The organism is Streptomyces sp. NPDC085944 (genome assembly GCF_040686295.1).
GTDB lineage: Bacteria > Actinomycetota > Actinomycetes > Streptomycetales > Streptomycetaceae > Streptomyces > Streptomyces salinarius.
In genome coordinates this window covers 339,915-361,622 of record NZ_JBFBJX010000003.1, presented here as the reverse complement: position 1 = coordinate 361,622, position 21,708 = coordinate 339,915, and the positions used below count along the sequence as shown (strand labels likewise).

Below are 21,708 nucleotides of genomic sequence, written 5' to 3'. Positions count from 1 at the left end.
ATACGCCGTTCATCCTTGCAGATTCGGCGCACTTGATCGGCCCTGATGGGAGCCGTTCACTTTCTGTTCCTCAGTGGTCGCAGAACCAGGATGCTTTGGCGGTGGCCGCATCGGCCTGCGTACGCAGCGCGCGTACCGCCTCGGCCGGGTCGGACGCCCCGTACACCGCGGAACCCGCGACGAAGACGTCGGCGCCGGCCTCGGCGCACCGCTCGATCGTGGACGCCGAGACACCGCCGTCGACCTGGAGCCACAGCTCCAGACCGTGCTTCCTGATCAGCTCACGGGTGCGGCGGATCTTGGGAAGCATGATGTCGAGGAACGCCTGCCCACCGAAGCCGGGTTCAACCGTCATGATCAGCAGCATGTCGAGTTCGGGGAGCAGGTCCTCGTACGGCTCGATCGGCGTCGCGGGCTTGAGCGCCATGGAGGCGCGGGCGCCCTTGGCCCGGATCTCCCGGGCCAGCCGCACCGGCGCGGCGGCGGCCTCGGCGTGGAAGGTGACGGAACCCGCGCCCGCCTCCACGTACTGCGGGGCCCAGCGGTCCGGGGCCTCGATCATGAGGTGGCAGTCCAGCGGGGTGTCCGTGGCGCGGGCCAGGGACTCGACCACCGGCACGCCGAGCGTGAGGTTCGGGACGAAGTGGTTGTCCATGACGTCGACGTGGAGCCAGTCGGCTCCCCCGACCGCCTTGGCCTCGTCCGCGAGGCGGGCGAAGTCGGCGGACAGGATGCTGGGGTTGATCTGCGCGGCCATGTGCCCAAGCGTGCCATGCCCTTGGGGGTGGGCGGGGAGGGGGCCGGGGTGGGCAGGGTCGTTCGTTGGCCGCGGGCCCGGTGGTGGGTTGCTCGCGCTCGCGCGGCGGAGCCGCAGAGTGTCACGGCCCCGCGCCCCTTTGGGGCGCTACTGTGCCGCGCGTTCAGTCGGTGCCGCAGACCGGGAGGTTCTGGGGTTTGCGGAGCCGGTCGAGTTCCTTCAGGCGGGTGCCGAGGTCGGTCGGGTCGGCGAAGTAGCGGAGTACTGCCTGGTGGAAAGCGTCGCGGGTGGTGCGGGGCATGGCGTCGGAGGCGTCCCAGCAGCGGGTGCGGCCGGGTTCACGCAGGAGGGTGCCGATCTCCCGCTCGACGGCGTCCTGCTCGGTGTCCGCCGCGGCCGACCTGTTCGCCGTGTACTCCGGCAGCGCGGTGTCCGGGTCGGCGAGGTAGCCGATCAGCTTCCTGGCCTGCGGGGTCGGGTTCAGCATGGCCGCGAGGTCGCCGGAGACCTCCCAGGCGCCGGCGTCCGCGCCGGCCCCGGGCACCACCTCGGAGAAGTGGACGTAGTCGCCGCCCCGCTGCCGCCAGTGTCCGGCGCGAAAGGACCCCTGGTGCTCGAGGCGGCCCGCCGCGCAGTCGGCGTCGAACGCGGTGGTCAGCACCTGCTCGACGCGGGAGGCGTCGCCCGCGCCCACCAGGTCGGACCAGGTCGTCCAGGCCTTGCGTACGGCGTCGTCGGTCCAGGGCAGCCTGCCGTTGGCCCAGTCCGCGTACACCCGTGGGCCGGCCTGCTGGAGCAGGATGTCCTCCACCCAGTCGGTGCCGGGCCAGCCGGAGGTCGCGCCGGACTCCATGCCGAGGCACCACCGTGCGGGAGGGCCGGCCGTCTTTGCCGTCGGCGCCGGACCCGCGTACCACACCATGCTCTTCAGGCCGGTCTTCACGGGCAGCCAGTACGTGTGGGCGCCGCCCGCTCCCGGCACCGTCACCCGGGGAGCCCAGAACCGGTCGTAGTCCCCGGCGTCGAAGAGGTCGTCCAGCGGGTGGAGCCGGCCGTCGACGGCGTAGGCGAGCAGTTCGCCGGGGCCGGGCAGCACCGCCACGTCGGGCGGGTTGCCGGCCGCCATGTCGGCGGCGAGCACCTGGCTGAGCGCGGAGCTGCCCTGGTAGACGACATCGATCCGGTACTTCTCCTCGAAGGGCTCGATGACGTGCTCCTCGAACTGCTCGCGCTCCGCGCCGCTCCAGTTGGCGAGCAGGGTGACGGAGCCCTCCCCGTCACGGGCCCAGCGGACCCCGGCCCAGACGCCGGCGCCGAGCAGGACCAGGCAGACGCAGAGGATGCCGAGGGTGCGGGGGCCCGGGCGGCTCATCGCTGCCCCCGGAACCGGTACAGGGCGATCCGCGGCCACAGAACCCACAGCGTCAGCGCCACCACCACAGCCCCTCCCAGCAGGATCCAGTCGGACAACGAGGCCCAGAACCCGGCGTCCGCGAGCGCGCCCTGCACCTCGTCGGCCACCACGGGGATGGCGTCCGGGCCGGCCGGCGGCACCCGTACCTCGGCGACGGAGTCGGTCATCGCGCGGTGGGCCTGCAGGGTCTGCCAGGCCAGCAACGGCACGCCGACGGCGCACAGCACGGTGACGGCGGGCAACCGCAGCCGCACGGGCCGCCGGAAGCGGCGCCGCAGGAACCACTGGGTCTCCAGCAGCGCCCCGCACAGGGCCGCGTACAGCACCGCGACCGTGCACCAGCCGAGCCACAGCTGCCAGGGGAAGGCGGCCTGCCGCCGGGCCTCGGCCAGCTGTTCGCCGCGCAGGGCGTCGAGGCGGCTCATGATGTCGCCCTCGGTTCCGGCCTCGGCCCGCAGGCCGAGGACCTTCTCGGCGTAGTGGAGGAAGGCGGCGCGCAGCGGTGAGCCGTCGGGCTCCCGGCCCCCGCGTTCCACCCAGCCCGAGTAGACGGCGATCAGCCCGGTGACGGTCTGGACGTCGTGGCGGCCCGCCAGGCCGGTGACGTTCTCCGAGGCTGCCAGGGCGAGGCTCTGCTGGGCGACGGAGATCTGGGTGAGGAACTCCCCGCTGGTGTCGCCCTCGGCGCCGGTGTCGCGGACCACCTCGTGCGCCTGCCGCAGCGCGCTCTGCGCGGTGTCGACGGCGCGGATGCCGGGCGCGCTCTCGGTGGCCAGGGGCACGGTGTCGTCGTGCACGCCTCGGTAGGCGAGGAACAGCGCGAGGGTGGTCGCGGTCGCCAGGGCCAGCAGCAGCCTGAGCCTGCGGGTCAGGTCCCGGCCGGTGGTGCTCACGGCCGTGCCTCGAAGCCGTGGCCGCAGGACGGGCAGAACCGGGCGGCCGCCGGACCCTTGCGCGAGCAGGACGGGCAGGTGACCGCGGCTCCGCCGCCCGGTGCGGTGCCCGACGCGCCGGAGCCGGGCCCGGTGCCGGACGCGGGGCCGTAGGTGCTGTGGCTGCTCGCGGTGATCAGGTGCTGGAAGTCGACGGCGGTCACGTCGGGGCGCAGGGCAACCCGGCCGTCCTGCGCGTCCTCGATCCGCACCAGCCGGGCCAGCCGGGCCAGCTGCTCGTCGGCGCCCATGGCGTGGGCGAGCTGAACGGCGCGGCCCAGCTGGTGCTCGGCCAGGTCGCGCTGTCCTCGGCGGTGTGCGTCGGTGGCCGCGGCGACCGCCTCGCCGAGCCGCTGGTGCTGCTCGAAGTGCTCGACCTGGACGTCGGTGTGCCGGGACAGGGCCGGGTCGTCGGTCCAGTGCACCAGGCAGGGCTGCGGCGGCGGCAGCCGGACCTCGTCGCCGCCGGGCACGTCGACGGCGACCACGGCGATCTGGAGGTCCTCCCGGCGCGGCCGGCCGGCCGGGTCGGCGGCCAGGCACAGCTGGTAGCGGCGCGTCTCGTCGCCCCAGGCGCGGGTGACGAACCGTCCGGTGCCGTCCTCGGCGGTCAGCTCGGCCTCGGTGGGGAAGACCTGCTTGAGGTAACGCACGGTGCACCCGGGCATCGCGGTCACGGAGATCACCAGCTCGGGGACGGTCTTGGTGAGCAACCGGTTCATCAGCTGCTCGTACTCCGCCGGCAGCGCCGCCTCCTCGCGCACCGAGGAGGCGCTGCCGTGCAGCCGGCGGGTGATCCGCAGCAGTTCCCGGCCGTCCCACCCGTCGCCGATGCCCCAGGCGTCGCAGACGAACTGGCCCGCGCACTCGTCCAGCACCCGGGCGAGCGGCAGGTGCTCGTCGTGCTGGTTCTTGCCGTCGGTGAGCAGCAGGACGTGACCGATGGGCGCGCCCTGCTCCGCGAGCAGGCGGCGGCTCAGGTCCAGCCAGGCGCCGATGCAGGTGCCGCCGCCCGCGACCGTCTCGCGCACGGCACGCTCCGCGCGCGCCCGGGTGAAGTCGCAGGCGCGGGCCATGCGCGGGGTGTCCGGGTACACCACGGCCGCCTGCTCGCTGCCCCGGACCACCGCGAACGGGGCGCCGTCGGGCAGTTTGCGGATCGCCGCGACCGCCGCCCGCTGAGCCGCGTGCAGCTTCTCCACCGGCCAGGTCATCGAGCTGGAGCAGTCCACGGCCAGAACCTGCGCGAGCACCGGGCCGCCCCGGCGGCCGGCGCCCCCGGTGCCGTCCACGCGCACGCTGAGGATGGCGTGCATCTGCGGGTCGCCCGCCTCGCTGGACAGGTACTTCCACTGGCTGATCTCCAGCCCGGCGACCGCCTGCCCCACCGCTGCGCCCGTCCCGGGCGTTCCCCTCTCCACCGTGTCCAAGCCCCCTCGCCCACGTCGTCGCCGTCATGCCCAGGCTTTCGCGCCTCGCCCCGTCACGTTGCTCACTGCGTACGCCGCCGCCCCCGCACCAGGTCGCGCAGCCCGGCCGGTGCCGGGCGCACGGCGTAGGCGGCGTCCAGCAGGTCCCCGCGCTCGTCGGCGCTGCCCGCCTGGTCGGCGAGCCGTTTGAGGGACCTGGTCAGCTGCTTGCGCAGCGCTTCCTCGGTGTCCTGCGAGCCGAGCAGCTCACCGGCGAGGAAGCCGCTCCCCCAGCCTTCGGGCGGGCGGCAGGCGAGCGCCTGTTCGCGCAGTTCGGTCACCAGCCGGTCCCAGGAGTCGCTGCCGTCGAGGTGCAGCCCCGCCAGCCGTTCGGCGGCCTCGCGCAGGTCGGCGGGGAGCGGCCCGAGCCCGCCGGGCAGCCGGCCGGCCAGGATCCGCACCGCCGCGACGCGGGCGGCGTCGTAGTGGCGGGAGGTGGTCGGCACGTCGTCCAGTACCTCGACGGCCCGGCGGCGTCCGTCGCGGCGCAGCCGGACGCGGGCCAGCCCGAAGGCGGCGCTGCCCTGCGTGGGGTCGCGCCGCAGCACCGCTTCGTAGAACTCCTCGGCCTGCGTCTCGCGGGCCCGCGCCCGCTCGGCCGCCTGCGGGTCCGCCTGGCGGGCTTGCGGGGAGAGCCGCCGCGCGTCCGGCCCGCCTGCGTCGCAGTCCCGTGCGTTCGGGCCCTGTGCGTTCGGACCCTGGCCGCCCGGTGCAGATCTCTCCGGTGCCGGTCCGCCCGGTACCCGTCCGTCTCGTCCCTGTGCGCCCGTTGCCTGTCCGTCCGGCGCCCGTACGTCCTGCCCGGGCGGGTCCGGCTCCCGTACGTCGGTCTCCCGGAGCCGCTCCGCCAGGTACTCGGCGCAGTAGCCGAGCGCCAGCTTGGGTGCCGCCTCGCCGGGCAGCGCGGCGTAGGTGGCGGCGAACTCGTCCTCCGCCTTGCCCACCGCGCCGCGCGTGAGATGGACCAGGCCGCGGTGCCAGAAGATCCGCCAGTCGTAGTCGCCGCTCCAGCCCTTGGCCCGGGCCACCCACTCCTCGGCCCGCGCGGCGTTCCCGGCGTCCAGGTAGGCACGGCACAGCCACAGCGCCGTCTCCACGGTGCGCAGCGCCGGGTCGCCCTCGGCCCGTTCGGCGATGCGGTCGGGGGTGTCGGCGGCGAGTCCGCCGAGCAGTGCGGTCGCCGGGTCCGAGGCGTCCGGCAGGGGGACCGGCAGCGCGCGGGCCGTCGCCCTGGGTCCGGGGGCCCCCGCGGGCAGCTCCGGTGGGCTGCCGCCGGGGCGCCGCGTCCACCACCGGAGCGCCGGTACCGTGCCGAGCGCGGCGCCGAAGACCGCCGCGGTCGGCTCGAACCGGGTGGAGCGCTCGGGGTACGGTCCCCGTCCGCCGAGCGCCTGGTCCTCGCGGAGCACCTCCCACAGCTGGCGGGACATCTCGGCCGCGGAACGGAACCGGGCGGCGGGCTCGGGGTGGGTGGCCCGGCGGATCAGCGCCTCGAAGGAGCGGGCGGCCAGTCCGGCGGGCCGGGTGGCCCGCTCGGCGAGCACCTTCAGGGTCCGGCCCACGGTGTACAGGTCGCTGTCGACGTCGAGGCCGCGCCGGTCGCGCTCGCGCTTCGGCGGGGCGTAGCCGTGGGTGTGCACCAGCCCGGAGGAACGGTCGTCGATCCGGCGGACGGCGCCCAGGTCTATGACCTTGATCTCGCGCCCGTAGTGGATGACGTTCTCGGGCTTCATGTCGCAGTAGAGCAGACCCTGGTCGTGCAGGTACTCGAGGGCGCCGAGGATCTTGCAGCCGTAGGTGATGACGTGCCCGAACTCGAAGCCGCCGGTGCCGAACAGCCGCGCCAGCTCCTCCTCGGGGGCGAACCGGATCCAGGCGAGGGACCGGCCGCCGACGTACTCCATCACGATGTAGCCGGTCGGTTCGTCGTCGCCCGGCACCAGGTGCTGGACGTGGGTGACGATACGGACGATGTCGCGGTGGTGGAGGCTGGTGAGTGAGCGGCGCTCCTCGACCGCGGCCCGGCGGGCCACGGCGTCGCCGGTGTTGATCAGCCCTTTGAGGACGACGTGCAGGCCGGGCACCCTGGTGTCCTCGGCCAGGTAGACCCAGCCGTGCCCGCCGACCGCGAGATAGCCGAGCACCTTGTAGTGCCCGCCGACCCGGTCACCGGGGCGCAGCTTCGGCCGGAACGAGTACTCGGTACCGCACTCCGGGCAGAACCCGTGGTCGGGCGCGGGACCGCCGTCGTAGGACACCCCGATGGTGCCGGCGCAGTTGTCGACACCGCAGCGCCGGCCGCCGGTCGGGGGCCGGGCGACGGTGTCGGCGGCCTCGGAGGGGTCCGGCGAGGGCAGGACGGGCAGGACGAGGAGCCCGTCGCGGTCCAGCTCGCCGGGGCTCGGGGCGGCCAGGCCCTGCGACGCCGGCTCCGCCGGTGCGACGGAGCCGTCCGGGGCGGGGGCCGGCTCCGTCGAGGGCGGTTCGGGGTCGAGGGGGCGGCGGAAGCAGGTGTCGCAGTACCCGGTGACCATGATCCGGCCGCCCCGGCAGTCGGCTCTGACGCAGGCTCTGCCGTTCATGCCGGGGGCTCCCGGTGCGTCCGCGGGGCGGGCCGGGAACTCCTCGCCGTCATCGCGCGTCACCTCCGCCGTGGTCGTCGACGCGCCGGGTGTAGGCGTCCACCGCCGCCTCCGCCGCACGCACGTCGCAGGGTCTGGCCCGCAGCAGGGCGTGGGCCCGGAGGTAGAGGTCGTCCACGGCCGGGTCCTCCTCGCCCTGCAGGGAGTGCTGGTGCAGGACGTGATAGCCGCGCAGGCGTCCGGCGAGTTCGTCGCGCCGGTCGCGAAGCCGGTCGAGCGCGGCGACGCCCGCCGCCAGGCGGCCGGCCACCCGATCGGCCAGCCGCTCGTACCGTCCGAGGTCCAGCACGGGTCCGGCGGCGCGGACGGGAACACGGCCGGGGTCCTGGTCATGGCCACGGTCCGGACGCCGATCGCGGTCGACGTCCCGCTCTCGCTCCCGGCCGAGGTCCCGGTCACGGCCGGGTTCCGGATGGCGGACACGGCCGAGGTCCCAGTCCAGGTCGAGGTCCGGGTCCGGGTCGGCGTACCGGACCGGGCCCGGGGGCTGGTGAGGGCCGCGGTCGGGGTCCCGGCCATGGCCACGGTCCGGACGCCGATCGCGGTCGACGTCCCGCTCTCGCTCCCGGCCGAGGTCCCGGTCACGGCCGGGCTCCAGGTGGCGGACACGGCCGAGGTCCCAGTCCAGGTCCAGGTCCCGGTCGGCGCCCCGGACCCGGCCCGGGGGCTGGTGAGGGCCGCGGTCGGGGTCCCGGTCCCGGGCAGGTCCCCCCGCCCGGCCGCGCTCGCCATCGTCGTCGTCCGCGCGCAGCAGTTCGGCCAGGGCGGCGTGCGCGGCCACCAGGTCCGAGTCGAGGGGGCGTACGCCGTGCGGGACCACGGCCGCGAGGCGTTCGCGCAGCTCCTCGGCGAGCGGTCCGGTGAGGTCCCGCAGCCGCTCGACGAGCCGGGCGCGACGCTCCCGCGCGGGCCGGGTGAGCAGCCGGTCGCAGGCCAGGCGGTGACAGTCGCCGGTCGTGCGGAACACCAGCAGCAGACGGCTGCCCCCGGCGCGCAGCACCTCCATGAGGTCCAGCAGGGGCAGCGGGTCGATCGCCTCGTCGACGCCGACGACGACCAGGTTGAGGGTTGCCCTTGAGGCGCGGATGCGGTCGAGCGGGGGATCCTCCGGGTGCTGCCACAGGCCCATGCGTTCGGCGATCCGCTCGGCGATCTCGGCGGCGGTCACCCCGCTCGCGTCCACCGCGAGGTCGTGGCCGCCGGCCGACGGAACGGTGCCGGGCGGGTCGAGGGACGCGCGGTCGATCGAGACCGCGGTGCGTAATTCCCGGTCGGCGAGGGTGATGGCGCGGCGCAGCGTGGCCGCGCGGGCGGCGTCGCCGGGCCCGACGACGCTGATCTTCACCTGACTGCCGTCGTCGCGCAGCCAGGCGGCGAGGCGCTGGGCGAACGGCTCGTCGAGCAGGTCCGGGGAGGGGCCTTCGTCGGTGGGGAGCAGCCGCTCGTCCACGGCCGTGGGGCCCACGATGTGCGGCTTGAGCCCGGGCAGGTGACGGGCGATGGTCTCGGCGGGACTCATGAAGGAGAACCGGTTGCCGTGCTGGTCCAGCTGACCGCTGAGCACCATGCCGATGACCTCTCCGGTCCGGCTGTCGGCGACGCCCGCGCCGCTGCACCCCGGGCTGGCCAGTTCACCGGGGCTGACCGGGCTCAGCTGCACCTGTCCGTCGCGCCCGCAGCCGCCGACGACGGTGGAGCGGAACCAGATGCCGCCGTTGTGGGCGTAGGGGAAGCCGTACATGCGCACTTCGCGGCCCGGTGCGGACAGCCGGTGCAGCCGTACCGTCTCCCGCACCGGCCGGGGCCGCTCCAGCCGCAGCAGGGCCACGTCCCCGCCGGGGTCGCCGTCGGCGTCCCGCGTTTCCGGTACGTAGGCGGTGCCGTCCACCCGGGCGGGAACCGCGGGCACGCTGTGGTCGGTGGCGCCGACGAACTCGGCGGTGAGCCGGGCCGCCGCGCGGTCCACCACGTGCGCGCAGGTGAGCACCTGGTCGGGGGTCAGCAGTATGCCGGCCCCCGCGATCTCCCCGTCCGCTCCCCGGATCCGCACCGCCCAGCTCGGCGTCTTCATGGGCGAGGCGGCCGGCTCTCCCCCGCCAGCAGCCATATGCGAACTATACGGGCGGGTACAGCTGGCGCATACTGCTGCGACAACAGTGAACGAGCTTTGTACGGAGGCGAGTTGACGAACGAACCGGGTTTCGTGGGGCTGGCCGAGGTGATCGGCCGGATCCGGGGCGAACTCGAGGAGGCCCGCGCCGAGGCGGCGGGCCACGACCTGGGTTTCGCGGTGGAGAACGTGAGCCTGACCTTCACTGTGCAGGTCCACCGCGCGGGCAGCGGCCGGGGAGGCGTCCGGATCGGTGTGGTGACGGCCGAACTGGGCGGCTCGGTCGACCACCAGACCACCCATCAGGTCCAGGTGGACCTGAAACCGGAGCTGGCGGACGGGACGCGGATGAAGGTCAACCGCCGCTAGGCGCCGCGAAGGACGGGGGCGGCGCCGGTCAGGAGGTCCGGCGCACGAGGGCCAGATACATGGCGTCCGTGCCGTGCAGGTGCGGCCACAGCTGGACGTCGGGCCCCTCGCCCAGGTCGGGGACGCCGGGCAGCAGCGGCCGGGCGTCGAGCAGCTCGGTGCCGGGGTGCTGCTTGAGGACGTCCGCGACGACGGCGCGGGTCTCGGCGAGGTGCGGCGAGCAGGTCGCGTAGGCGACGACGCCGCCGACCCGTACGGCCTCCAGGGCACTGCGCAGCAGTCCGCGCTGGAGCGGGGCGAAGCCGTCCAGATCCTCGGGGCGGCGCCGCCAGCGCGCCTCGGGACGACGCCGCAGGGCGCCGAGCCCCGTGCACGGCACGTCCACCAGGACGCGGTCGAAGCTCTCCGGGCGCCAGGCGGGGCGGGTCCCGTCGGCGGCGATCACCTGGTAGCGCCCCGGGTTGCCGTCCAGCGCCCTGGCCACAAGCCCGGCGCGATGCGGCTGCTTCTCGGAGGCCAGCAGGAAGGCTCCCCGTTCGGCGGCGAGCGCACCGAGGAGCGCCGCCTTGCCGCCGGGTCCGGCGCACCCGTCCAGCCAGCGCCGGTCCGGCCCGTCCAGCGGCGCGTTGGCCAGGGCCAGGGCGACCAGCTGGCTGCCCTCGTCCTGCACACCGGCGCGGCCCTCCCGCACGGCCTCGACGGCCCCGGGCTCGCCGCCCTCGCTCAGCCGCACGGCATACGGCGACCAGCGTCCCGGTACGGCGGCCTCCTCGCCGAGCAGCTCGTCGGGGGTGGCCCGGCCCGGCCGCGCGACCAGGGTGACCTCGGGGCGTTCGTTGTCGGCGGCCAGCAGCTCCTCGATGCCGGTGCGGCCGCCGCCCAGCGCGTCCCACAGCGCGGAGACGACCCAGCGCGGGTGCGAGTGCACGACGGCGAGGTGGTCCTCGGGGTCCTCGTCGTAGGACGGGGCGACGCGCTCCAGCCAGCCGTCGAGGTCGTCCCGGGCCACCTTGCGCAGCACGGCGTTGACGAACTTGGCCCGCCCGTCCCCGAGCACGACCCGGGCCAGCTCCACGGAGGCGGAGACGGCGGCGTGGCTCGGGATCCGCGTCCCGAGCAGCTGGTGCACACCCAGGCTGAGCACGTCGAGCACCGGCGGGTCGACCTCGCGCAGCGGCCGGTCCACGCAGTCCGCGATGATCGCGTCGTACGTCCCCTGCCGGCGCAGCGTCCCGTACACCAGCTCGGTCGCGAGGGCCGCGTCCCGGGCGTCGAACTTCTCGGGTCCCTCCTTCTCGCGTGCCTTGCGCAGCAGCGGCGGCAGAACGAGGTTGGCGTACGCGTCCCGCTCGTCCACGGCCCGGAGCGCCTCGAAGGCAAGGATGCGGACGGGGTCCTTCTGCGGCCTGCGGTACGGCTTGCCGGGCTTGCGGGGACGACGGGGCTGCTCGCTCACGAAAAAGGTGCTCCGGGTGTGGGGTGAAGTGCGCTCACCAGCGTACGCCGCGCGGGTGAGCGTTGGCGCTCGGGCACGGATCAGCCGCCGAGCAGCTCGCCCTCGGTGATCCGCGCGCCGCGCGCCCAGTCCGCGGCCCGCATCGGCTTCTTGCCCTGCGCCTGCACCCACACCAGCTCGACGGCGTGCGAGCCGGTGCCGACGTACACGTTGTTCTTCGCGGCGGCGAGCTGTCCCGGGGCGAGGTCGGTCCGGTCGGGCAGCGGCAGGGCCTGCACGAGCTTGAGCCGTTCCCCCCGGAAGGTGGTCCAGGCGCCGGGGGCCGGGGTGCAGCCGCGCACCACACGGTCCACGCGCAGGGCCGGGGCGGTCCAGTCGACCCGGGCGTCCTCCACGGTGATCTTCGGGGCGAGCGTGACGCCCTCGCTCGGCTGCGGTACGGCCTTCAGACTGCCGTCCTCGATGCCGTCCATGGTGGCCGCGAGCAGGCCGGCCCCGGCGAAGGCCAGCCGGGTCAGCAGGTCGCCGCTGGTGTCGGTGGGCCGGACGGTCTCGGTGACGGTCCCGTACACGGGGCCGGAGTCCAGGCCCTCCTCGATCAGGAAGGTGGAAGCGCCGGTGATCTCGTCGCCCGCCATCAGCGCGTGCTGCACGGGGGCGGCGCCGCGCCAGGCGGGCAGCAGCGAGAAGTGCAGGTTGACCCAGCCCTGGGCGGGCACGTCGAGGGCGACGCGGGGCAGCAGGGCGCCGTAGGCGACGACGGGGCAGCAGTCGGGCGCGATCTCGCGGAGCCGGTCCAGGAACTCGGGGTCGCGCGGCTTCGCGGGCTTGAGCACCTCGATGCCCGCCTCCTCGGCCCGCTCGGCCACGGGCGAGGCGACCAGCCGGCGTCCGCGCCCGGCCGGAGCGTCGGGCCGCGTGACGACGGCAGCCACCTCGTGACGCCCGGAGGCGATCAGGGCGTCCAGGGCGGGAACGGCGACCTCGGGGGTGCCGGCGAAGACGAGCTTCATGGGTGGGACGGGCCTCTCGGGCGGGGACGGTTGCGGGCGACGCACCAGTCTACGAGCCGTCAACCGACGCAAAGCCGCCGACGGCGCGGTGCCCCGCGGGAGAGCCCAGCGTCTCTCCGGCCAAAAACGGGTGGTGCGCGGATGGAAGCCCTCTCGGAGGCCGAAAGCCGAGGGGGCGCACGACCAAACCCCCACGCCCCCATCCCGTGACCAACCCCGCACCCGCACGTTGGTCAAGAAAGAGTTGACACGCCGGGCCGCCCGCGCGGCCCGATTCCTTTCAACGCCGGTTCGAGAGGCTTGTTCATGGCCGACCACGCAACCCACGACGCCCAGGCTCGGGCCAGCCTGCACTTGCTGGTGCGGGACATCGAGCGGGTCCGCCGGCAGGTGGACGCACTGCGCACCCTCACCGCCCAGTTGGGCAACGTCTACCGCCCGCGCCGCTCCGGCCCCTCCACGGGCTTCGTCGTCTACGGACGCGCCCCCGCCCCGACGGTCCGTCTCGCGCAGGAGCTGCGGGACAGTGTCGAGACCCTGGTCACGGCCGCCGTGGACTTCGACCGTTCGCTCGGCTTCTCCTGGGACGCGGTCGGCTCCGCGCTCGGCGTGACCAAGCAGGCGGTGCACCGGCGCTACGGCTCCCGGCGCGCCGCGGCCCAGACGGCGGCGTCCACCGCCGAGGCCGCCGAGCACACCCCGGTGCCCACGGTTCCGGCGGCCCGTTCCATGCCGACCCAGCCGACCTCGGGCAGCCCGTCCCTGCGCGACGAGGTCCGCCCGACCGCCTTCCCCGGCCCGCGCAACGGCTGACGCCCGGCAACGGCTGACCCGCACACCGGCCGCTCGCACCGGCCGAGCCGCGATCTCGCACCGGCCCTCCGCCCTCCCCGACCCCGGAGACGGAGGGCCGCGGCGTGTCGGCCCGGCACCGCTGCGCGGAGGCCCGCCTCACCCGATGTCGGGCGGATCGATCCGCACCCACACAGCCGTGTCGCTTCCCCGTGCCGTCCGGGCCGCCTGAGCGGCCTTCAGCGCACCGGCCAGGGCCGCCCCGCGCCCCGGCGGCACCCGGACCAGTGCACGTTCCCAGTGTTCCCCGGGCGGTGGCGCACCCACCCGCCGCGGCCGCCCCGGTGCGGTGACCGGCAGGGGTACCGGTCCGAGCACCTCCGCCTCTCGCGGCAGCTCGACTGCGCCGAGGAAACCGGTCACGGCCTCCGGGGGGCCCGACACGGCCGCCATCCGCGACACCGGCGGGAAGCCCAGCTCGGCCCGTTCGGCCAGCTCGCGCAGCGCGTGGCCGGCCGGGTCCCAGCGCACCAGCGCCTGCACCGGCCGCAGCGTCGGCTCGGCGATCGCGACGACGGTGCCCCCGGCGCTCTGCGGGCGCACCAGGGCGGCCGCGGCCAGCCAGCGCCGCAGCGCGTCCTCGCCGGCCCGCAGGTCGGGCCGGCCGAGCATCGCCCAGCCGTCGAGCAGCAGCGCCGCCGCGTATCCGCCCTCGGCGACGGGTTCGGCCCCCGGGGTACTCACGACCAACGCGGGGGCCTCGGAGACGGTGTCCAGCACATGCTCACGTCCGGAGGTGCGCACGGGCACGGCCGGGAAGGCCCGCCCCAGCTCCTCCGCCGTGCGCCGGGCGCCCACGATCTGCGCGCGCAGCCGGAAGGCCCCGCACTCCGGGCAGTGCCAGGCTCCCTCCTCGCGCCCGCACCAGCCGCATCGCAGGGCAGAGGCGGACTCCTGCCCCTCCAGCGGCCCCGCGCAGTGCCGGCACCGCGCGGGCGTCCGGCACGCCGCGCAGGCCATCCGGGGGACGTAGCCCCGCCGGGGCACCTGCACCAGTACCGGTCCGTGCCGCAGTCCGTCCCTGACGGTCTGCCAGGCGAGAGTGGGCAGGCGCGCGGCGCGGGCGGCCTCGTCGCGGGCCAGGTCGTGGTCCCCCACGGTCCGCACCAGCGGCGCGGCGTCCCGGACCTGCTCCCGCGCGGCGACCAGGGGCCGGGCCCAGCCGGTCTCCACGAGCTGGGCGGCCTCCACGGTGCAGCTCCAGCCGCCCAGCAGGAAGGCGCACCGGTCCTGTGCGGCGCGCAGCAGCAAGACCTCGCGCGCGTGCGGCTGCGGGGCGTGCGGCTCGCTGTGGCTGTCGTCGCCGTCGTCCCACAGGGCGACCAGACCGAGGTCCCGCACCGGCGCGAACATGGCGGCCCTGGTCCCGATCACGGCCCGTACGGCGCCCCGGCGCACCGCGAGCCACTGCGCGTACCGCTTCTCGGGCCCGGCGTCGGCGGTGAGCACCGCGTGCCGTCCCTCGCCGAGAAGCGCGGTGAGCGCGGCGTCGACGCGGGCGACGGCCCGTCCGTCGGGCAGCACGGCCAGGGCGCCCCGGCCGGAGGCCAGCGTGGCGGCCACGGCCCGCGCGAGTTCCTCGGTCCACCGCGGGCCGGGCAACGCGTTCCACACCGCGCGCGGGGTGCCGCCGGACGCAAGGGCCGCCACGAACGCGGCCCCCTGCTCGTACCGCTCCCACGGTCCCGGCTCGGGCACCGGCGGCGCGGGCAGCGGCTGCGGCGAGGCCCGCTTCTCGGCCCGTGCGTTGCGCGGGGGGACGGCGAGCTGGAGGACGTCGGCGACGCTGCCCGCGTACCGGTCGGCGACCGCGCGGACGAGGCCGAGCAGCTCCTCGTCGAGGATCCGCTCGGGCGAGACGACCTGGGCCAGCGCGGCCAGCGGCCCGGCGTAGTCGGACTCAGCGAGCCGCTCGACGAGGAAGCCGTCGATGAGTCCGCCGCCCTCGCGCCGCCCGTCCCGCACCCGGTGCCGCCCGGCCCCGAAGCGCACCCGCACCCGCACCCCCGGCTGGGCGTCGGCGTCCAGCTCCTCGGGCACGGCGTAGTCGAAGTACCGGTCGAGATGGAGGACGCCCTTGTCGACGAGGACCCTCGCGACCGGCAGCTCCTTGGCGAGCGCGGCCCCGCGCCAGGTGCGCGGCTTGGCCCGCGGGGTCCTCGCCCTGCGCACGGTCTCCCGGATGAGCGCGAGCTGCTCGGGCGGCGCGTCCTGCGCGCCGCCCCGCTCAGATCCGTTCTCGCTGCTCACGCCTGCATTCTCGCAAAGACCACTGACAGCACTGCCGGGACGGGGACCATGCGGCGAGGCCCGGCGCCCCCTCGGGGACACCGGGCCTCCTTGACGTGCCGTGGGGCGCGACGGCGCCCCGGAGCGTGGCCTACAGGCCCGCGGCCTCGCGCAGCGCGTCCACGCGGTCGGTGCGCTCCCAGGTGAAGTCGGGCAGCTCGCGGCCGAAGTGGCCGTACGCCGCGGTCTGGGCGTAGATCGGGCGGAGCAGGTCGAGGTCGCGGATGATGGCGGCCGGGCGCAGGTCGAAGACCTCGTCGATCGCCTTCTCGATCTTCTCGGGCTCGACCTTGGAGGTGCCGAAGGTCTCCACGAAGAGGCCGACCGGCTCGGCCTTGCCGATCGCGTAGGCGACCTGGACCTCGCAGCGGGCGGCGAGGCCGGCGGCCACGACATTCTTCGCGACCCAGCGCATGGCGTACGCCGCGGAGCGGTCGACCTTCGACGGGTCCTTGCCGGAGAAGGCGCCGCCGCCGTGGCGGGCCATGCCGCCGTAGGTGTCGATGATGATCTTGCGGCCGGTCAGACCGGCGTCGCCCATCGGACCGCCGATCTCGAAGCGGCCCGTCGGGTTGACCAGGAGACGGTAGTTCTCCGTGTCGATCTTGATGCCGTCCTCCAGGAGCGCCTTCAGCTCCGGCTCGACGACGAACTCCTTGATGTCCGGGGCCAGCAGCGACTCCAGGTCGATGTCGCTCGCGTGCTGCGAGGAGACGACGACGGTGTCCAGCCGGACCGCCTTGTCGCCGTCGTACTCGATGGTGACCTGGGTCTTGCCGTCCGGGCGCAGGTACGGGATGGTGCCGTTCTTGCGGACCTCGGACAGGCGCTTGGACAGGCGGTGGGCCAGGAAGACCGGCAGCGGCATCAGCGTCGGCGTCTCGTCGGACGCGTAGCCGAACATCAGGCCCTGGTCGCCGGCGCCCTGGCGGTCCAGCTCGTCCTCGTCGCCCTCGACGCGGTTCTCGTACGCGGTGTCGACACCCTGCGCGATGTCCGGGGACTGGGCGCCGATGGAGACCGACACGCCGCAGGAGGCTCCGTCGAAGCCCTTCTTGGAGGAGTCGTAGCCGATCTCGAGGATCTTGCCGCGGACCAGGTTGGCGATGTCCGCGTAGGCCTTGGTGGTGACCTCTCCGGCCACGTGCACCAGACCGGTGGTGATCAGGGTTTCGACCGCGACCCGAGAGGTCGGGTCCTCACGCAGAAGCGCGTCGAGAATCGTGTCGCTGATCTGGTCAGCGATCTTGTCGGGGTGACCTTCGGTCACGGACTCCGAGGTGAACAGGCGACGGGACACAACGCTCCCTGGGGTTGCAGCGGCTGCTGGCTGATCATTTGTGGACGGCACGGGGAGCTGCACCCGGCGACGTCCGAGAACAGTTTATCGGTCGCGCTCTGCCGCGGGCCCACCCGTCTCAGCTCTCGGGAGGGCTGTGACCTGCGGCACGGGCATTCTGCCCAGAAGGAAGCATCCTTGGCCAGGGGCGCCACGCTGGAATGCGTCGTCTTCGAGGCTGCTTCGAGCGAATGGGCCAGTCATTCCAGTCGCCGGGCGACGAGGTCCCAGACCGTGTCGGCCAGCGCTTCCTTCGGGCCGTGGGCGACCGGCGTCTCGCTGCCGTCGGCGCCCAGGACCACCGCCTCGTTCTCCTCGGAACCGAAGGTCTTGCGCTCCCCCACCTCGTTCACCACGAGGAGGTCGCAGCCCTTCCGCTTCAGCTTGGCCCGGCCGTTGGCCAGGACGTCGTCGGTCTCGGCGGCGAAGCCGACGACCACCTGCCCGGAGCGGGCACGAGACGCGGAGATCTCCGCGAGGATGTCCGGATTACGCACCAGGGCGATCGGCGCGGGTTCCTGGTCGTCCTTCTTCTTGATCTTCCCGGTGGCATAGGCCGCGGGCCGGAAGTCCGCCACCGCCGCGGCCATGACGACGGCGTCGGCGTCCGCCGCGGCGCGCAGCATCGCCTCGCGCAGCTCCACCGCCGTGCCGACCGGCACCACGTCCACGCCGGCCGGATCGGGCATCGACGCGTTCGCCGCGACGAGCGTGACGCGGGCGCCGCGGGCGGCGGCGGTGCGGGCGAGGGCGTAGCCCTGCTTGCCGGAGGAGCGGTTGCCGAGGAAGCGGACGGGGTCGAGGGGCTCCCGGGTGCCGCCGGCGCTGACGACCACGTGCCGTCCGGCGAGGTCGGGCTCGCGCGCCCCGCGGGCCAGCACCCGGCGGCAGACCTCGAAGATCTCGCCCGGGTCGGGCAGCCGGCCCTTGCCGGTGTCGACGCCGGTGAGGCGGCCGACGGCGGGTTCGATCACTACGGCGCCGCGGCGGCGCAGCGTCGCCACGTTCTCCTGGGTGGCCGGGTGCTCCCACATCTCGGTGTGCATGGCCGGAGCGAAGACGACCGGGCAGCGGGCCGTGAGCAGGGTGTTGGTGAGCAGGTCGTCGGCCAGGCCGTGGGCGGCCTTGGCGAGCATGTCGGCGGTGGCCGGGGCGACGACGACCAGGTCGGCGTGCTGGCCGATGCGCACGTGCGGGACCTCGTGGACGTCGTCCCAGACCTCGGTCGACACGGGGTGGCCGGACAGGGCGGACCAGGTGGCGGCACCGACGAAGTGCAGCGCGGAGGCGGTGGGGACGACCCGGACCTCGTGCCCCGACTCGGTGAGTCTGCGCAGCAGCTCACAGGCCTTGTACGCGGCGATGCCGCCGCTGACCCCCAGAACGACCTTGGGCTTGTCCACCGTCTCTCCCCGGCTCGGGTGACGCGCTCGGACCACGCGCCGCTCGGACTACGCGCCGCTCGGAGTGCGCGTAGGACCCATCACACACCACAGGCCCGACAGTCGGGCTGCCGGGCCTGTGGATAAGTCAGCGTAAGACTGAAGATAATACCGCCGATACTGCTGACCGCCGATGCTGCTGGAACTACTGCGCCGGGCCCTCGATGGCCTCGGAGGTCAGCAGCCCCGCGTTGATCTCGCGCAGGGCGATCGAGAGCGGCTTCTCGTGCACGTGGGTGTCGACGAGCGGACCGACGTACTCGAGGAGGCCCTCGCCGAGCTGCGAGTAGTACGCGTTGATCTGGCGGGCCCGCTTGGCCGCGTAGATCACGAGGCTGTACTTCGAGTCCGTGGCCTCGAGGAGCTCGTCGATCGGCGGGTTGATGATGCCCTCGGGCGCGGAGATGGAAGAGGACACGCTCTACCTTCCGATGGATGGGAAAGATTCTGTCGGGATGACCGCAGGGTGACCTGTAACGATCACACGACGTTCGTCAAGGCTAGCAGCTCGCGCGCCACGTCCTCGACGGAGGTGTTCACCAGGGTCTGGTCGAACTCCGGCTCCGCCGCCAGCTCGACCTTGGCCGCGGCGAGGCGGCGCTCGATCACCTCGGGCGCTTCGGTGCCCCGGCCGGTGAGCCTGCGCACCAGCTCGTCCCAGGAGGGCGGGGCCAGGAACACCAGCCGGGCCTCGGGCATGGACTCGCGGACCTGCCGCGCCCCCTGGAGGTCGATCTCCAGCAGAACCGGCTCACCGGACTCCAGGCGCTCCAGCACGGCCGTACGCGGCGTGCCGTAGCGGTTGCCGGCGAACTCGGCCCACTCCAGCAACTCGCCGTTGGCGATCAGCTTGTCCATCTCCTCGTCGCTGACGAAGAAGTAGTGGACGCCGTGCTGCTCGCCGGGGCGGGGCTTGCGGGTCGTCGCCGAGACCGACAGCCAAACCTCGGGGTGTTCCTTGCGCATATGGGCGACGACCGTGCTCTTGCCGACCCCCGAGGGGCCGGAGAGCACGGTCAGCCGCGGACGTGCGTCCGGGGGTACGGGGGACGTCCCCCGGGGTGTTGCAGCCATGCAGCGATTATTCCAGCAATCGCGGAGTGGTCGGGACTCAGCTGCCGGTGCTGCCGAACTCGCGCTCCAGGGACGCGATCTGGTTGGACCCGAGACCGCGCACGCGGCGGCTCTCGGAGATGCCCAGTCGCTCCATGATCTGCTTGGCGCGGACTTTGCCCACGCCCGGCAGGGACTCGAGGAGGGCGGAGACCTTCATCTTGCCGATGACGTCGTTCTCCTGACCCTGCTTGATGACCTCGTGGAGGGAGGCGCCGGAGTGCTTGAGTCGATTCTTGACCTCGGCCCGCTCCCGGCGAGCCGCGGCGGCCTTTTCGAGCGCGGCTGCGCGCTGTTCAGGGGTAAGGGGCGGAAGAGCCACGCCTACGTCACCTCGGATGTCGAACTGTCGGATACGGACCGGTGAGGAACCTAGTCGCCCCTCACCTGGTGAGCCACGAGCAACACGCTCGCCCGTTGACTCTCGACGGAGACTAGCGGTCAAGTCCGCCAGAGTCAGCGAGAACAGCGGAAAAGTCCTGGTCAGCCTCCATCAGGCCAGACATTTAGGACATACTCCCTCTGATTTGAGGATGTATCCAGAGTCAGGAGGCCGTGACCGCGGTCCGGATCTCCGCCGCGAAACGGTCGGCGGCCGTCCGCAACGCGCCCACGTCGGGACCGTGACGAAGGACACCCCGGCTGACGCTCGGCACCACGTTGCGCACCACGGCACCGAACACGTGCTGCAGATCCGCCGGCGTGGCCCCCTGTGCGCCGATGCCCGGGGCCAGCAGCGGACCGTTGATGCCCAGGTCGTACGAGGACAGGTCGCCCAGCGTGGCACCGACCACCGCGCCGAAGGACCCCAGGGGCTCCTCCCCCGCGTTCTCGGCGGCCAGGTGCGCCAGCATCGTCGCCCCGACGCTGCGCCCGTCGTCCCGCACCGCGTGCTGGACCTCGCCGCCCTCCGGGTTGGAGGTCAGCGCCAGCACGAACAGGCCCGCACCGCTCTCGCGCGCCAGGTCGACGGCCGGCTTCAGGGAGCCGTAGCCGAGGTAGGGGGAGACGGTCAGCGCGTCGGAGAACAGCGGGGCGTCCTTGTGCAGGAACGACTCGGCGTAGGCGGCCATGGTCGAACCGATGTCGCCGCGCTTGGCGTCCGTCACGACCAGCGCGCCGGCCGCCCGCGCCTCCTGGACCGACTTCTCCAGGACGGCCACGCCGCGCGAGCCGAACCGCTCGAAGAAGGCGCTCTGCGGCTTGAGCACGGCGACCCGGTCGGCCACCGCCTCCACGACGGTGCGGCTGAAGCGCTCCAGACCGGCCACGTCGTCGTTCAGGCCCCACTCGGCGAGCAGGGAGGCGTGCGGGTCGATGCCGACGCAGAGCGGCCCGCGCTCGTCCATGGCGCGGCGCAGCCGGGCGCCGAAGGGTTCCAGTACCGTCATGCCTTCGTCCTCACGTCGGCGCCGACCGCGTCGGCGAGGGTGGCGTACGGGCTCTGCCGCAGGCGCGCGGCGAGCCCCTTGTGGATGGCTCGGCCCCAGAAGGGCCCCTCGTAGATGAACGCGCTGTAGCCCTGGACCAGCGTGGCACCGGCCAGGATGCGCTCCCAGGCGTCCTCGGCCGTCTCGACGCCGCCGACGCCCACCAGGGTGATCCGGTCGCCCACGCGCGCGTACAGGCGGCGCAGCACCTCCAGGGAGCGCGCCTTGAGGGGGGCGCCGGACAGGCCGCCGGTCTCCCCGACGAGGGCGGGCGAGGAGGTCAGGCCGAGGCCCTCGCGCGCGATGGTGGTGTTGGTGGCGATGATGCCGTCCAGGCCCAGCTCCACGGCCAGGTCGGCGACCGCGTCCACGTCCTCGTCGGCGAGGTCGGGCGCGATCTTGACCAGCAGCGGGACGCGCCGGGCGGTCACCGCGCGGTCGGCGGCCTCGCGGACCGCGCTCAGCAGCGGGCGCAGCGCCTCGGTCGCCTGGAGGTTGCGCAGACCGGGCGTGTTGGGCGAGGAGACGTTGACGACGAGGTAGTCGGCGTGCGGGGCCAGCCGCTCGGCGGACTTCACGTAGTCGCCGACGGCCTCCTCCTCGGGGACGACCTTGGTCTTGCCGATGTTGACGCCGACGACGGTCCGGAAGACGGGCGTGCGGGAGGCCAGGCGCGCCGCGACGGCCAGCGAGCCGTCGTTGTTGAAGCCCATGCGGTTGATCAGCGCCCGGTCGCCCACCAGGCGGAACAGCCGCTTCTTGGGGTTGCCGGGCTGCGGCTCGCCCGTGACCGTGCCGATCTCGACGTGGTCGAAGCCGAGCATCGCCATGCCGTCGATCGCGACGGCGTTCTTGTCGAAGCCGGCGGCGAGCCCGAAGGGGCCGTGCATCCGCAGGCCCAGGGCCTCGGTGCGCAGCTCCTCGTACCGGGGCGCGAGCGCGGCGGCGACGAAGGTGCGCAGGACGGGGACGCGGACGGCCAGGCGGATCCAGCGGAAGGCGAGGCGGTGGGCCGCCTCCGGGTCCATCCGCTTGAAGACGAGAGAAAAGAAGATCTTGTACATGGTGTCCTCATGAAGAG

At 74.0% G+C, this 21,708-nt stretch carries 18 protein-coding genes; 2 read left to right on the top strand and 16 right to left on the bottom strand.

Translation table 11 applies throughout. From position 1 onward, the window contains the following. Nucleotides 1–70: 70 nt before the first annotated feature. From rpe to AB0P07_RS07975, 6 genes are all read right to left on the bottom strand, one after another. Nucleotides 71–757, bottom strand: coding sequence for a ribulose-phosphate 3-epimerase (rpe, locus tag AB0P07_RS08000; protein ID WP_365546654.1), 687 nt, complete (start codon nt 755–757; stop codon nt 71–73). A 163-nt stretch (nt 758–920) separates the two neighbouring features. Then, the gene (locus AB0P07_RS07995) at nt 921–2,129 is read right to left on the bottom strand and encodes an extracellular solute-binding protein (RefSeq protein WP_365546651.1); all 1,209 of its coding nucleotides are present in this window, start codon (nt 2,127–2,129) and stop codon (nt 921–923) included. Continuing rightward, complete coding sequence (locus tag AB0P07_RS07990) at nt 2,126–3,064, bottom strand: hypothetical protein (RefSeq protein ID WP_365546648.1); 939 nt, start codon at nt 3,062–3,064, stop codon at nt 2,126–2,128. The genes AB0P07_RS07995 and AB0P07_RS07990 overlap by 4 nt, the downstream gene beginning before the upstream one ends. Beyond that, entirely contained in the window at nt 3,061–4,491 is a 1,431-nt protein-coding gene (locus tag AB0P07_RS07985; protein ID WP_365546645.1) for a VWA domain-containing protein, read from the bottom strand. The genes AB0P07_RS07990 and AB0P07_RS07985 overlap by 4 nt, the downstream gene beginning before the upstream one ends. A gap of 104 nt (nt 4,492–4,595) precedes the next feature. Further along, complete coding sequence (locus tag AB0P07_RS07980; RefSeq protein ID WP_365546642.1) at nt 4,596–7,154, bottom strand: tetratricopeptide repeat protein; 2,559 nt, start codon at nt 7,152–7,154, stop codon at nt 4,596–4,598. 49 nt (nt 7,155–7,203) lie between these two features. Next, a complete protein-coding gene (locus tag AB0P07_RS07975) occupies nt 7,204–9,321 on the bottom strand; it encodes a serine protease (RefSeq protein WP_365546639.1) in 2,118 nt (705 codons plus the stop codon). A gap of 75 nt (nt 9,322–9,396) precedes the next feature. On the opposite strand from AB0P07_RS07975, the gene AB0P07_RS07970 reads away from it, so the two are divergent. Next, on the top strand, nt 9,397–9,693 hold the full coding sequence (locus AB0P07_RS07970; RefSeq protein ID WP_186778863.1) for a trypco2 family protein: 297 nt from the start codon (nt 9,397–9,399) through the stop codon (nt 9,691–9,693). 28 nt (nt 9,694–9,721) lie between these two features. Here AB0P07_RS07970 and AB0P07_RS07965 read toward each other — a convergent pair whose 3' ends face one another. Further along, on the bottom strand, nt 9,722–11,149 hold the full coding sequence (locus tag AB0P07_RS07965; RefSeq protein WP_365546636.1) for a transcription antitermination factor NusB: 1,428 nt from the start codon (nt 11,147–11,149) through the stop codon (nt 9,722–9,724). Nucleotides 11,150–11,229: 80 nt separating this feature from the next. Further along, nucleotides 11,230–12,162 carry a methionyl-tRNA formyltransferase gene (fmt, locus tag AB0P07_RS07960; RefSeq protein WP_365546633.1) on the bottom strand — a complete coding sequence of 311 codons (933 nt, stop codon included), beginning with the start codon at nt 12,160–12,162 and terminating at the stop codon, nt 11,230–11,232. A gap of 306 nt (nt 12,163–12,468) precedes the next feature. Between fmt and AB0P07_RS07955 the strand changes: the two genes are divergently transcribed. Continuing rightward, on the top strand, nt 12,469–12,975 hold the full coding sequence (locus tag AB0P07_RS07955; RefSeq protein WP_365546630.1) for a hypothetical protein: 507 nt from the start codon (nt 12,469–12,471) through the stop codon (nt 12,973–12,975). A 138-nt stretch (nt 12,976–13,113) separates the two neighbouring features. Here the strand turns inward: AB0P07_RS07955 and AB0P07_RS07950 are convergent, their stop codons facing one another. From AB0P07_RS07950 to AB0P07_RS07915, 8 genes are all read right to left on the bottom strand, one after another. Next, complete coding sequence (locus tag AB0P07_RS07950; protein WP_365546627.1) at nt 13,114–15,264, bottom strand: primosomal protein N'; 2,151 nt, start codon at nt 15,262–15,264, stop codon at nt 13,114–13,116. Between the two features lie 130 nt (nt 15,265–15,394). Then, a complete protein-coding gene (gene metK / locus AB0P07_RS07945) occupies nt 15,395–16,603 on the bottom strand; it encodes a methionine adenosyltransferase (protein ID WP_365546624.1) in 1,209 nt (402 codons plus the stop codon). Between the two features lie 239 nt (nt 16,604–16,842). Further along, nucleotides 16,843–18,045: a bifunctional phosphopantothenoylcysteine decarboxylase/phosphopantothenate--cysteine ligase CoaBC gene (gene coaBC / locus AB0P07_RS07940; RefSeq protein ID WP_365546622.1), complete on the bottom strand. Its 1,203-nt coding sequence runs from the start codon at nt 18,043–18,045 to the stop codon at nt 16,843–16,845. 184 nt (nt 18,046–18,229) lie between these two features. Next, entirely contained in the window at nt 18,230–18,502 is a 273-nt protein-coding gene (gene rpoZ, locus AB0P07_RS07935) for a DNA-directed RNA polymerase subunit omega (protein ID WP_003977348.1), read from the bottom strand. A gap of 62 nt (nt 18,503–18,564) precedes the next feature. Beyond that, nucleotides 18,565–19,158: a guanylate kinase gene (gene gmk, locus AB0P07_RS07930; protein ID WP_102930902.1), complete on the bottom strand. Its 594-nt coding sequence runs from the start codon at nt 19,156–19,158 to the stop codon at nt 18,565–18,567. A gap of 37 nt (nt 19,159–19,195) precedes the next feature. After that, the gene (locus tag AB0P07_RS07925) at nt 19,196–19,519 is read right to left on the bottom strand and encodes an integration host factor (RefSeq protein WP_003977346.1); all 324 of its coding nucleotides are present in this window, start codon (nt 19,517–19,519) and stop codon (nt 19,196–19,198) included. Between the two features lie 223 nt (nt 19,520–19,742). Beyond that, a complete protein-coding gene (pyrF, locus tag AB0P07_RS07920) occupies nt 19,743–20,588 on the bottom strand; it encodes an orotidine-5'-phosphate decarboxylase (protein WP_365546619.1) in 846 nt (281 codons plus the stop codon). Further along, nucleotides 20,585–21,691 carry a quinone-dependent dihydroorotate dehydrogenase gene (locus tag AB0P07_RS07915; protein ID WP_365546616.1) on the bottom strand — a complete coding sequence of 369 codons (1,107 nt, stop codon included), beginning with the start codon at nt 21,689–21,691 and terminating at the stop codon, nt 20,585–20,587. The genes pyrF and AB0P07_RS07915 overlap by 4 nt, the downstream gene beginning before the upstream one ends. Nucleotides 21,692–21,708: the final 17 nt, after the last annotated feature.